This window comes from Pseudomonas sp. RA_105y_Pfl2_P56 (assembly GCF_963970845.1).
Classification (GTDB): Bacteria; Pseudomonadota; Gammaproteobacteria; order Pseudomonadales; family Pseudomonadaceae; genus Aquipseudomonas; species Aquipseudomonas baetica_A.
The window spans coordinates 20672-31345 of the sequence record NZ_CAXAPL010000056.1 but is presented as its reverse complement, the minus strand read 5'-3'; the positions used below and the strand labels follow the sequence as shown (position 1 = coordinate 31345).

10 protein-coding genes, 1 tRNA gene and 5 pseudogenes are annotated in these 10674 nt (G+C 55.7%); 8 read left to right on the top strand and 8 right to left on the bottom strand.

What is annotated here, in order from left to right; all coding sequences use genetic code 11:
* Window positions 1–95, top strand: a 95-nt coding sequence (locus AACY11_RS26070) for a transposase domain-containing protein (protein ID WP_142001442.1), incomplete at its 5' end; no start/stop codon positions are given.
* A gap of 343 nt (window positions 96–438) precedes the next feature.
* Here the strand turns inward: AACY11_RS26070 and AACY11_RS26065 are convergent.
* Window positions 439–570 (bottom strand): annotated as a pseudogene (locus AACY11_RS26065) (LysR family transcriptional regulator); the annotation flags it as partial.
* 1 nt (window position 571) lies between these two features.
* On the opposite strand from AACY11_RS26065, the pseudogene AACY11_RS26060 reads away from it, so the two are divergent.
* Window positions 572–1311, top strand: a pseudogene (locus AACY11_RS26060) (oxidoreductase); the annotation flags it as partial.
* Here the strand turns inward: AACY11_RS26060 and AACY11_RS26055 are convergent.
* Window positions 1302–1577, bottom strand: a complete 276-nt coding sequence (locus AACY11_RS26055; RefSeq protein ID WP_339496037.1) for a DUF1652 domain-containing protein — start codon at window positions 1575–1577, stop codon at window positions 1302–1304. The pseudogene AACY11_RS26060 and the gene AACY11_RS26055 overlap by 10 nt on opposite strands.
* 192 nt (window positions 1578–1769) lie before the next feature.
* Between AACY11_RS26055 and AACY11_RS26050 the strand changes: the two genes are divergently transcribed.
* Window positions 1770–1979, top strand: a complete 210-nt coding sequence (locus AACY11_RS26050) for a hypothetical protein (protein ID WP_339433034.1) — start codon at window positions 1770–1772, stop codon at window positions 1977–1979.
* Here AACY11_RS26050 and AACY11_RS26045 read toward each other — a convergent pair.
* Entirely contained in the window at window positions 1917–2882 is a 966-nt protein-coding gene (locus tag AACY11_RS26045) for a transcriptional regulator GcvA (RefSeq protein ID WP_339496041.1), read from the bottom strand. The two genes, AACY11_RS26050 and AACY11_RS26045, sit on opposite strands and share 63 nt — an antisense overlap.
* Before the next feature lie 109 nt (window positions 2883–2991).
* Between AACY11_RS26045 and gstA the strand changes: the two genes are divergently transcribed.
* Window positions 2992–3603: a glutathione transferase GstA gene (gene gstA, locus AACY11_RS26040; protein ID WP_339496036.1), complete on the top strand. Its 612-nt coding sequence runs from the start codon at window positions 2992–2994 to the stop codon at window positions 3601–3603.
* Between the two features lie 92 nt (window positions 3604–3695).
* The gene (locus AACY11_RS26035; protein ID WP_339466020.1) at window positions 3696–4076 is read left to right on the top strand and encodes a RidA family protein; all 381 of its coding nucleotides are present in this window, start codon (window positions 3696–3698) and stop codon (window positions 4074–4076) included.
* 109 nt (window positions 4077–4185) lie between these two features.
* Here the strand turns inward: AACY11_RS26035 and AACY11_RS26030 are convergent, their stop codons facing one another.
* Window positions 4186–4452, bottom strand: coding sequence for a hypothetical protein (locus AACY11_RS26030; protein WP_339496035.1), 267 nt, complete (start codon window positions 4450–4452; stop codon window positions 4186–4188).
* A 441-nt stretch (window positions 4453–4893) separates the two neighbouring features.
* Between AACY11_RS26030 and AACY11_RS26025 the strand changes: the two genes are divergently transcribed.
* A complete protein-coding gene (locus AACY11_RS26025; protein ID WP_339433030.1) occupies window positions 4894–6882 on the top strand; it encodes a peptidase U32 family protein in 1989 nt (662 codons plus the stop codon).
* Between the two features lie 115 nt (window positions 6883–6997).
* Here AACY11_RS26025 and AACY11_RS26020 read toward each other — a convergent pair.
* Window positions 6998–7072: transfer RNA gene (locus AACY11_RS26020), tRNA-Gln, on the bottom strand.
* Window positions 7073–7517: 445 nt separating this feature from the next.
* Here AACY11_RS26020 and AACY11_RS28515 point away from each other — a divergent pair.
* Window positions 7518–7670, top strand: a pseudogene (locus tag AACY11_RS28515) (alpha/beta hydrolase); the annotation flags it as partial.
* A gap of 7 nt (window positions 7671–7677) precedes the next feature.
* Here AACY11_RS28515 and AACY11_RS26010 read toward each other — a convergent pair.
* A complete protein-coding gene (locus AACY11_RS26010) occupies window positions 7678–8688 on the bottom strand; it encodes a GlxA family transcriptional regulator (protein WP_339433029.1) in 1011 nt (336 codons plus the stop codon).
* Between the two features lie 81 nt (window positions 8689–8769).
* On the opposite strand from AACY11_RS26010, the pseudogene AACY11_RS26005 reads away from it, so the two are divergent.
* Window positions 8770–8877: pseudogene (locus AACY11_RS26005) on the top strand (LysR family transcriptional regulator); the annotation flags it as partial.
* Between the two features lie 19 nt (window positions 8878–8896).
* Here AACY11_RS26005 and AACY11_RS26000 read toward each other — a convergent pair.
* Window positions 8897–10057 (bottom strand): radical SAM protein, encoded by a 1161-nt coding sequence (locus AACY11_RS26000; RefSeq protein WP_339433028.1) that lies wholly within the window; start codon window positions 10055–10057, stop codon window positions 8897–8899.
* Window positions 10058–10201: 144 nt separating this feature from the next.
* Window positions 10202–10669 (bottom strand): annotated as a pseudogene (locus AACY11_RS25995) (LysR substrate-binding domain-containing protein); the annotation flags it as partial.
* Window positions 10670–10674: the final 5 nt, after the last annotated feature.

Genomic DNA, 10674 nt, shown 5'->3' with positions numbered 1-10674 from the left:
CGTACGCGTATCTCAAGGATGTACTGACGCGATTGCCGACGCAGAAAGCCAGTGAGATCGAGCATCTACTGCCGCATCAATGGATGCCTGGCTGATCTACGCAAGGCGTATTCCCCATACGCTTACGCATAACCAGCCCTGCAAAACAGAAATAAATATCTTCTAAACTGCTGAAAATAAGGATTAATCTTCAAACTTGAAAACCGTCGACGGTAGCAGTTCCATGCGTTCGAACCCCACCGCCTCCGCCATCTTTATACGACAAAGCCCTGATTATTCAGGGTTTTGCCGTTTCTGGGATTCGCAACTGTCAAGCCGGTCTTTCTGAACCGTTTGAGCACCTATTCAGTCAGTTCCGCAGCCCTGCACTCCAACACCACCTCGTCCCGCTCAAATAAAATAGCTCCAGACAAAATAATCACTCGCGCATAGAGCCGGTCAAGCGCTGGTTATGGACGGGGCGTCAGGATTGAGGATTTCCACGAGAAAGTCGATAAACACATTGATGCGGCTCGATCCACGATGATTGGGCAAATACAACGCGTTGATGCAACTGCTGGCACTGCCTGGGCACGTCGGGCGGGTTTCGCACCCAAGCTTCCAACCCGACGCCGGTCTGCCGGTCGCGCCCAGCGCCTTACCCGTGCCCGGCAAGACTTTTATCGTCGATGAAAAGGGTAACGGTATCTGGAGCGGCGCGCAACGCGCTGGATGCCGGCATGGACGGCGTGGAAATCCATGCCGGAAATGGTTATCTGCTCGATCAATTCCTTAACAGCAACAGTAACCAGCGCGAAGACGATTACGGCGGCAGCGTTGAGAATCGCGCACGCTTTCTGCTGGAGGTGGTAGCGGCGGTCGCTGAAGAAGTAGGTGCTGAACGGGTCGGTGTGCGGCTGACGCCGATGGGACGATTCATGGGCATGGGCGATGACACACCCGAGACTACGTTCGGTCATCTCGTCGAGAGGCTCAACCAATGGAATCTGGCCTACCTGCATCTGGTGGATGCCTGCGATGGTCGGGACGGTCAAGGACGAAAACTTCGACCCGCGCTGGGACGCGATCATCGCCCAGCTTCGCCAAGCCTGGAAAGGCGTTCTGATTCTGGCCGGCGGGTATGACGCCGAGTCCGCCGAGCGAGCACTGATCTCAGGTCGCGCCGACATCATCGCGTTCGGTAGACCTTTTCTGGCCAACCCTGACCTGCCGCGACGGATTCACGAGGGCTTACCGCTCAACACCCCAGACCCGAGCAGCTTTTTTGGTGGTGATCAGCGCGGCTACATCGACTATCCGTTTTACGCCTGAGATGAAGACGCCGCCCTTTCACGCGGCCACGCTCTCATTTCATGAGCAAGGCTGAGCTCTGCGCGAATTTCATCGACGAGTGCAGTTATTGCCTGGTTTCCTGTCAGACACGTGATGGAAATGCCTGTGACCATCAACTCTATCCGCCCCGATAGAGGGTCATGGATCTGCGCCTGAAGATAACCCTGTGGCTCAATCTGACATGTGCACGAGAGCGGCAAAAAAGCCGATTCGATGATGTGGCGCAGTTCAAGGTTTGACAGCATGTCGACCCCTTTGAGCAGGAGCCAGCCAAGGCACTCGCGCCTTACTGGATTGATTGTGGTGCCATCACCCATAACATCTGGCGCAGCAATGACATGATCAGCGTACGCCTTCGTCCTCGACACGTTATACCCTTTAGCAATCGAACTTCTTTTATCTCGTTTCCATAGCACTCACTTGCCGAGGATGCCGCAATGCCGAAGAAACAGCCGGTCGTTCAAGAGACCGCAACAGCCGCAGACATCGAACGCGCCATCCAGGCGTTGAACAAAATGGCCGAACGCCTCTGGGGGGATAGTCGAGAAGCGGAGGCCAAAGCCCTTCTCGACGCGCTTGATGCGTTAAACAGGGCCCTCGACAGAATCAGGATTGGAGAAAGTCGCAGGGTGGTCACGCTCCATTGAACCGCTCACGTTATTGTCCAGCGACGCCAGTAACCATGTCCTGAGGGCCACTATTTTTTCCGAATCAGCCGTTTCATGAGGCGCCACCAGATAGAACCCCAAATCATCTTTCAAGCGCAGAGCAAATGGCGCCACCAGTCGCCCTGCTCGCAGATCATCGGCGACATAGGTCGAACGCCCCATGCATACGCCTTGCCCGTCCACAGCGGCCTGCACCGCCATCATCGCCAGATCAAACGTCAACCTTGGCCCTTCGGCCAGTTGCGCTGGCTGACCGGCGGCACTGAGCCAGGTGTTCCAGTCTCCGGCGGTCATGCCACTGACTTGCAGCATCGTGTGGTTCGCAAGATCGGCTGGTGTGCTCAAGGCCTTCGCCCCGCCAGGCAATGCGGGACTGCATACCGGGAATATTTCATCAGACATCAAGAAGTCGGCGCGCAAACCCTTCCAGTCGCCCCGACCATAACGAATCGCTGCGTCAATGCCGCCCTTGCGAAAATCCACCAGATCGGTGGAGGCGCTGACCCGAACATCAATATGGGGATACGCCTGCTGAAACGACGGCAGACGTGGCAATAACCATTTCGACGCCACCGATACCAAGGTACTGAGGGTCAACACACTGTTGTTGCGCGACGCCAGTAATTGTTCGGTCGAATAGCGCAGCCCTTGGAATGCCGAACGGATACCGGGCAAATAGGCCTGACCATGCTCAGTAAGTGCCAAACCGTCCTTGAGGCGCAGAAACAGAGGCACGTCCAACGCCTCTTCGAGCCGGCGAATCTGATGACTGATGGCGGTTTGCGTGACGTTAAGCTCTTCGGCTGCCCTAGTGAAACTCATGTGCCTAGCGGCGGATTCGAAGGCTTTCAAGCCGTTGAGAGAAGGAAGTCTGGCAAACATGTGAAGTTCAATGGCCATGAGATTTTGTCATACGCTAACACTCGAAATGACCTTTGCGAAGCCTGAGACGACGAGTGATCCTGACACCTTCTTTCAGCCAGGAAGTGCCATGAAACTGTATTTCGCGCCCATGACCTGCTCCCTCTCCCCGCACATTGTCCTGCTGGAATTGGGCTTGCCGTTCGAACTGATTCGCGTCAATAACCAGAGCAAATGCACCGCCGACGGGCGCGACTTTCGCAAGATCAACCCCAAGGGGTACGTTGCAGCGCTGGAACTGGATAACGGCGAGGTCCTGACGGAGGGGCCGGCGATTCTTCAATATCTGGCGGATCAGGCGCCGGGCCACGCAATGGCAGCGGCCAACGGCACCTGGGAGCGCTCGAGGTTGCAGGAACATCTGAACTTCATCAGCGCCGAAATCCATGGTGGCAGCGCCCCGCTGTTCAGTGCTGAGTTCCCGGTAGCGATCAAAACCGTTTTCAGGCAAAAGCTCTTCAAACGTCTGGATTACCTGAGCGGCAGCCTTTCGGATCAGGACTATCTGATGGGTACGTTCACAGTTGCCGATGCTTATCTGTTCACCGTGCTCACATGGCTACCAACCTTCAATATCGACATAGAAAACTGGCCGGCCCTCGCCAGTTATAGTCGCCGCGTCGCTACACGACCCAGTGTCCTGTCAGCCCTCGCGGCAGAGGCGGCGACGCTGCCTGTGTGATCCGGATTGCCAGTACGTTTTCTCTGAAGGGGCCATGTCCGTAGGGAATCTGTAAACTGCCGCGATATTCACTCGCTCAGACAAGGACTCCCATGGCCAACCAAAACATCACCTTCACCCCCGATCCGGACGCCGACTCCATTTCCTCCGACGTCGCGACGTTCGGCGGGATCATGGTCTCCACCCAGATTCCGACCCGCGCCGATGGCAACCTGGAACTGGGTGGCATTACCGAACAAAGCGAATGCACACTGCAAGCGCTGAAAGTTGCCCTGGAACGTGCCGGTAGTTCGATGGATCGGGTCATGCACCTGACCATCTACCTCACCGATATGGCTGATCGCGCCGCGTTCAACGAGGTTTACAAGCGCTTCTTCGCCAAGCCGTGGCCGGTTCGTGCAGCCGTAGGCGTTGCCTCGCTGGCCGTAGAAGGCATGCGTGTGGAAGTGACCGCAATGGCCGCCAAGGCCTGACATCACACCACAAATTCCTTAATGAGCAGTTTGCGCATTAAGGCTTGCGGGCAGGCGACATCGACGCTGAATGTATCGCCGCCCTCAAGGGTAAAGCAGCACGTTGAGTTCAAAGTGGACCTGTTGCTTTGAGAAAGACGCTTTCACTTGAAATATGATAATGCTCTTCGTCATATTCGAAGTCCGTTTCAAAAACCACCTCAATTGTTTTAGATACTTTATCTCTCTTGAAAGAAACTGCGCCTTTGAGAAGGGTAATTATGCCGGCATGGGATACAAAGACTCCCGAAACCCCTTCGCCAAAGTGAACGAATTCGTACGTGCCATCTTCCATAGATCGCGCAAGCACAATCGAAAGCTGTACATACTCATCCAATGGCGCGCTACGACCGATGATGCTGATAGTGCCCTCGCTTAATGATTCATATATAAACTGAGCCGCCGAAAAACCTCCTCGACCATCGGAAATGGTGTTGAGAATTTAACGTCGAAAACATTATTTCTCACGGCACAAGCCGTACCAGCCTTTAGCGTTTTTTCATCAAGATCATTCGTTGCATAATATTCAGTTTTTTCATGACCAGCCCCCCTTGATTCCCAAACTAACAAACCGGAATTTAGACAGCTGCGCACACCGGACTATCGGGCGATGAATGTGTTTGAATATTGGCGATTAAACAACTGATAGAAACCACAGTTATGGAATTTTCAGAACTGTGCCAGCGGACTCAATACACCTGAATCGGCATACGGGTGCCGGTCGGCCATTTCGCAGGTACAATGCGCGACTAACCGTGACAGCCTGACTAAAAAAACTATGTCCTTGCCCAAGCACCACCTGGAATTGCTCAGCCCTGCCCGCGATGTGGCCATCGCCCGTGAGGCGATCCTGCACGGAGCCGACGCCGTGTACATTGGCGGCCCGAGCTTCGGTGCCCGCCACAACGCCTGCAACGAAGTCAGCGAAATCGCCGAACTGGTGGAATTCGCCCGCAAGTATCATGCGCGCATCTTCACCACCATCAATACGATCCTGCACGACAACGAACTGGAACCAGCACGCAAGCTGATCCATCAGCTATACGACGCCGGCGTCGATGCGCTGATCGTCCAGGATCTGGGCGTGATGGAGCTGGACATTCCGCCGATCGAACTGCACGCCTCGACCCAGACCGATATCCGCACCCTGGAGCGGGCGAAGTTCCTCGATCAGGCCGGTTTCTCGCAACTGGTACTGGCCCGCGAACTGAACCTGCAAGAAATCCGCGCAATCGCCGACGAAACCGACGCTGCGATCGAGTTCTTCATTCATGGCGCGCTGTGCGTGGCATTCTCCGGCCAGTGCAACATTTCCCACGCGCAAACCGGCCGCAGCGCCAACCGTGGCGACTGCTCCCAGGCCTGCCGATTGCCGTACACCCTAAAAGATGAAAAGGGTGGCGTGATTGCCTACGAAAAGCACCTGCTGTCGATGAAGGACAACAACCAGAGCGCCAACATCCGGGCCCTGGTTGAAGCCGGCGTGCGTTCGTTCAAGATCGAAGGTCGCTACAAAGACATGGGCTACGTGAAGAACATCACCGCCTATTACCGCCAGCGCCTCGACGACGTGCTCGAAGATCGCCCGGACCTGGCCCGTGCCTCCAGCGGCCGCACCGCGCACTTTTTCCTGCCCGATCCGGAAAAGACTTTCCATCGCGGCAGCACCGATTACTTCGTGACCGATCGCAAGATCGACATTGGCGCGTTTGACTCGCCGACGTTCACCGGTCTGCCGGTGGGCACGGTCGAGAAAGTCGGCAAGCGTGATATGCAGGTCGTGACCCACGAGCCGCTGTCCAACGGTGATGGCTTGAACGTGCTGGTCAAACGGGAAGTGGTCGGTTTCCGCGCCAACATCGCTGAGCCAAAAGGCGAGTTCGAAGAAGACGGCGAGAAGCGCTACCGCTATCGCGTAGAGCCTAACGAGATGCCGGAAGGCCTGTACAAGCTGCGCCCGAGCCATCCGTTGAATCGCAACCTCGATCACAACTGGCAACAGGCGCTGCAAAAGACTTCTTCCGAACGTCGCGTGGCGTTGAGCTGGCTCGCCCGCTTGCGTGAAGAACAGCTTGACCTCACCGCCACCAGCGAAGAAGGCATCAGCGCCAGCGTCACGCTTGACGGCCCGTTCGGCGTTGCCAACAAGCCCGAGCAGGCGCTGGAGCAACTGCGCGATCTGCTCGGCCAACTCGGCACCACGCAGTACCACGCCACCGACATCAAACTCGATGCGCCACAAGCGTTCTTCATCCCCAACTCACAGCTCAAATCCCTGCGCCGTGAAGTGATCGAAGCCCTGACTGCCGCCCGTGTCGCCGCTCACCCACGCGGCAGCCGCAAAGCTGAAACCACCCCGCCGCCGGTGTACCCGGACTCGCACCTGACGTTCCTGGCCAACGTGTACAACCAGAAGGCTCGCGACTTCTACCATCGTCACGGCGTGAAGCTGATCGACGCCGCGTATGAAGCGCATGAAGAGCCTGGCGAGGTGCCGGTGATGATCACCAAGCACTGCCTGCGCTTCTCCTTCAACCTGTGCCCGAAACAGGCCAAAGGCGTGACCGGCGTACGCACCAAAGTCGCGCCGATGCAGTTGATCCACGGCGATGAAGTGCTGACGCTGAAGTTCGATTGCAAACCGTGCGAGATGCACATCATTGGCAAGATGAAGGGCCACATCCTCAGCCTGCCGCAACCGGGCAGTGTGGTCGGCCACATCAGCCCCGAAGACCTGATGAAAACCATCCCGCGCGCACCGCACTGAGTGAGGGGCGCGCACGGTGCTCCGGCATCGTGCGCGCCAGCCCTCCTCCGTCGTGGCACAAATCGCAGGCATAAAAAAACGCCAACTTCTTGCGAAGTTGGCGTTTTTCGATATATGGCAGGGGCGGCTGGATTCGAACCAACGCATGGCAGGATCAAAACCTGCTGCCTTACCGCTTGGCGACGCCCCTACAGCTCTTGTCAGCGGCTCCGTGAGGATCACTGCGAGAACGGGGCGCAATTTACCAACATTCTTTTCGTTTGTGAAGTACGAAATGAATTATTTTTTGTTTTAAAACAGCGACTTATTATTTTGCCCGGCTTCGGGCCAGTGATCAGTGGGTTTTTCGCTGTGTATCACACTCTGTATGACCCCTCGCCGCGATACAGCGCCTTTCAACAATGACCTGCTTCGACACAGGCCTGATACGTCCCTGCGCTCAAATGCACTCAAGGTTTGAAGGATTTATAAGGAACCCTTGGCCAGGAGCTTGTACAGGAGACGTCACCATGAAGATGGCACGCCGTTGCTGGCGACCAAGGGTTATCGAGTGTTGATGCCCTAGGCGCGAGCTTATGGCGATACGCAGTTCCTCTCCAAAGACACCCTGCGCAATAGGCAACCAGCGGCGCTGGCAGGGCGAAGTAAAATACGCAGCGCTGGAGCATAAACTGGCCACCGCACCGTCGATCAGTGTGCCGACGGTAACGTTGAAGGGCGATGCTAACGCCGCACCGCACCCGGCGCCTGAGAACTACACCAAGCGCTTGACCGGCAAGTATCAGTTCCCTCGGGTTATTTAACGAGGCGTTTTTCTCTTGAGGGGCGATAGCCGAAGTATGAGCTGTAGCATTTACTGAAATGGCTTGGGGAAACGAAGCCGCAGGCCACCAGCACTTCCACCTGGGAAAGCTCGGTGTGTTGTAGCAAACGCCGCGCTTCGGTGATGCGCAGTTCCAGGTAGTAACGTTGCGGCGTGGTACCGAGTTGCTCCTTGAACAAGCGCTCCAACTGGCGCCGAGATCGCCCGGCATACACCGCCAGTTGTTCCAACTCCAGCGGCTCCTCAAGGTTGGCGTCCATCAACTTCACCACTTCACGCAACGGCGCACTCACGCAGATGTTTTCATCCGGTTTGATCCGCCGGTACCGCGACTCTTCGAACGCCAGAATATCCTCGATGCCTTCGACCAACGCTTTGCCGTGCAAGCCCTTGATCCAATCCAGCGCCATGTGGAAAGCTCCGGACGGACTCGACGCGGTGAGCCGGTCACGATCAATTACATAGGGTTCGCTGCTGACTTGCGTGGCCTTGGCAATCTCGGTGAGCGCCGGACGATGCTCCGGGTGAATCGCGCAGCGATAGCCATCGAGTAATCCGGCGCGCCCGAGAAACCAAGCGCCATTCCACAACCCTGCGAGACTGACGCCCCGCTCCGCCGCCGCGCGCAACAGGCTGATCAATTCATCCGTCGCCTTAAGCTCGGTTCGATAACCACCGCACACCACCAGTAGATCAAGCTCTTGAAGGGCCGCCAGATCAATCCGCACATCCGGGCGAATGACCAAACCCAGATCACTGTTCACCTCACCTTCGCCTAACCCGAACGTGCGGGAAGCAAACAACTCTGCGCGCAACAGATTGGCGGTGATGATGGTATCCAGCGCCTGGGTGAAGGCCGGCAGTGAAAAGTGTTCGAGCAGCAGAAAACCAGTGCGGGTCACGCGGGTGTCAGCTGATTGTTCATTCAAATAGCGGAGGTTTTTCCCCTTCATACCTCCGCTGAATTGGCGTCGTTCGATCAAGGCAGGGTCCTTCGGTCATGTTGTTATCCGCCGATAGTTAGCCTGATGGAACAAAGAGTCAATCACGCCTACGGTTGATGGCTGGTCGAAGACTCGATTCGCGGCCCGAACTGGGCGTTACCGACCCATCGCGACAGTGAGAACGGTCCGATGGCCCAACGCTTTATCGTTTGGCTATCGGATCATCTGCTGTCCGCCTGATCGTTGTTTAAACCACTGTAAAGACACCGGCACCGAGTCTTCCCTCCAAACGGCCAAACAGCAAATAGTGCTGGTAGCCGCTGGAGAAAGCGCCGCTTTGAACGGCTTGCCTGACGTCTTCATTCAATTGAAAGTATTGGGCTTCATCGAAGTTTTCGGCACTGACTTCGCCGGCCCGGCCAAGTTGTTCGCTATCAATCGGCAGTTCGAGAATACTGCGTCGTTGAAAATCGATGATGCGATTAACCGCATGGCTCTCCAACACACCCCGATTGTTATTCATCGAGTAGATATGCATGCCCTTGCTGGCGCATCGATCACACATGTCGGCGCAGTTTTTCTGCGTGGATTTGCGTCGAGTCAGTTCATCAAGGGGCATGTCAAGGTACTTACCCACTTGATATTCGGTCTGATTGAAAATCGAACAACACAGTACCGTATTGCCATTGCAGTCAATTACCAGCCAATCGTCCTTCAGGACACAGATCTGCGGGGGATAGTTTTGGATGACATTCACAAGATCAGCATAAGGCGGCAACGCGAGCCTTTTCAGGGTCTCGAGATCGGTCTCGGTGACAGAGGAATCGCCCTCGACAATCGCCAGGGTCTTCTCCAGCGGCATCATCACGGAATAGCCAGTAGTGAATTTGAAACCCAAGCGCTCACTGAACTCGCGCATCAGCGCTTCTTCTTCCATGTTGTCCAGGTAGCGATGATAGTAAACGTCGACCTGGGTGGCTAAACCATATCGCTGTTTAATGTCATGCAAGGCAATCATGTTTTGTTTTACAACTTCAATATCACCACCCACATGACCCTTCTCATAAGTTTCCTGGTAGAAACCCGAGAGCGATATACGGAAGAACCCTGGCTCGGCCATCAAGGCTTTTTCCATGTTCTTGGCCAGATTCAAGTTAGTGCTGACACCGCTGTTCAAGCCCGCCGCGTTAACGATTTCGATAAACTCGCCAATCTTTGGATGAACCAGCGGCTCGGTCCAGTTGTAGAGAAAGATTGAGCGAACACCTTCACGTTTGGCTTTCTCGACGATCTGCCTGAACATGTCGAGTTGCATGGATTTCTTGAAATTGAGGTTTTCCGAGTTACCCATCGGACAGGAAGGGCAGCTTAAATTACAGGCGCCGACGATATCGATGTACATGTTCATTATGGGTGCAGCTCCTGGAGGCGAAAACCATGCACATCACGACTGCAGGCTTTCAAGTCGCCATTTGTGTAAGTTATTTGACGGCATCGCAGTCGTACAAGCAAAAAGCACACCAGTCACTCACTACGTCATCAACGCCACCACTCAATCGATAAACACTCGCAACTTCAGGGTTACATGCCGGCTGGGCGGATACGCTACATACAGAGGCATCGGCTCAAGTTGCCAATCTTCGAACAGCGGCACTCACTCACCCTCGTGCTACATGGGCGTCGGACATGTACGTGGGCAGCCAGAGGACTCCCATTCCGCGCCGTCCCGACGCGATGTGCCGGCGCGGGCCTGATAAGCAGGCGCGGCAAACACGCCCAGTGGCAAATCCGCGACCTTGCGGGCCATCAGCGACTGATCCAGCAGTTCACTGCCTTGCACCACGCAATCGACGTTTTCATCAATGATATCGACGATGCCAACACTAACGCCCATGTCGAACTGCATATCCGGGCAGCGCGCGTGAAATTCGGGCAATACGGGCATCAGAATCGGACGCGTAGATGGGCTAGGCACATCGACGCGCAGCCGTACCGTGGGTATCGCTGCCGCGCCAGGCAGACACC

What these genes read in the sequence shown, in the direction of transcription:
- AACY11_RS26055 (WP_339496037.1), bottom strand. Translation starts at nt 1,577, where the DNA reads ATGCTGTCAAACCTTGAACTGCGCCACATCATCGAATCGGCTTTTTTG.
- AACY11_RS26045 (WP_339496041.1), bottom strand. Translation starts at nt 2,882, where the DNA reads ATGTTTGCCAGACTTCCTTCTCTCAACGGCTTGAAAGCCTTCGAATCC.
- AACY11_RS26050 (WP_339433034.1), top strand. Translation starts at nt 1,770, where the DNA reads ATGCCGAAGAAACAGCCGGTCGTTCAAGAGACCGCAACAGCCGCAGAC.
- AACY11_RS26035 (WP_339466020.1), top strand. Translation starts at nt 3,696, where the DNA reads ATGGCCAACCAAAACATCACCTTCACCCCCGATCCGGACGCCGACTCC.
- AACY11_RS26000 (WP_339433028.1), bottom strand. Translation starts at nt 10,057, where the DNA reads ATGAACATGTACATCGATATCGTCGGCGCCTGTAATTTAAGCTGCCCT.
- gstA (WP_339496036.1), top strand. Translation starts at nt 2,992, where the DNA reads ATGAAACTGTATTTCGCGCCCATGACCTGCTCCCTCTCCCCGCACATT.
- AACY11_RS26025 (WP_339433030.1), top strand. Translation starts at nt 4,894, where the DNA reads ATGTCCTTGCCCAAGCACCACCTGGAATTGCTCAGCCCTGCCCGCGAT.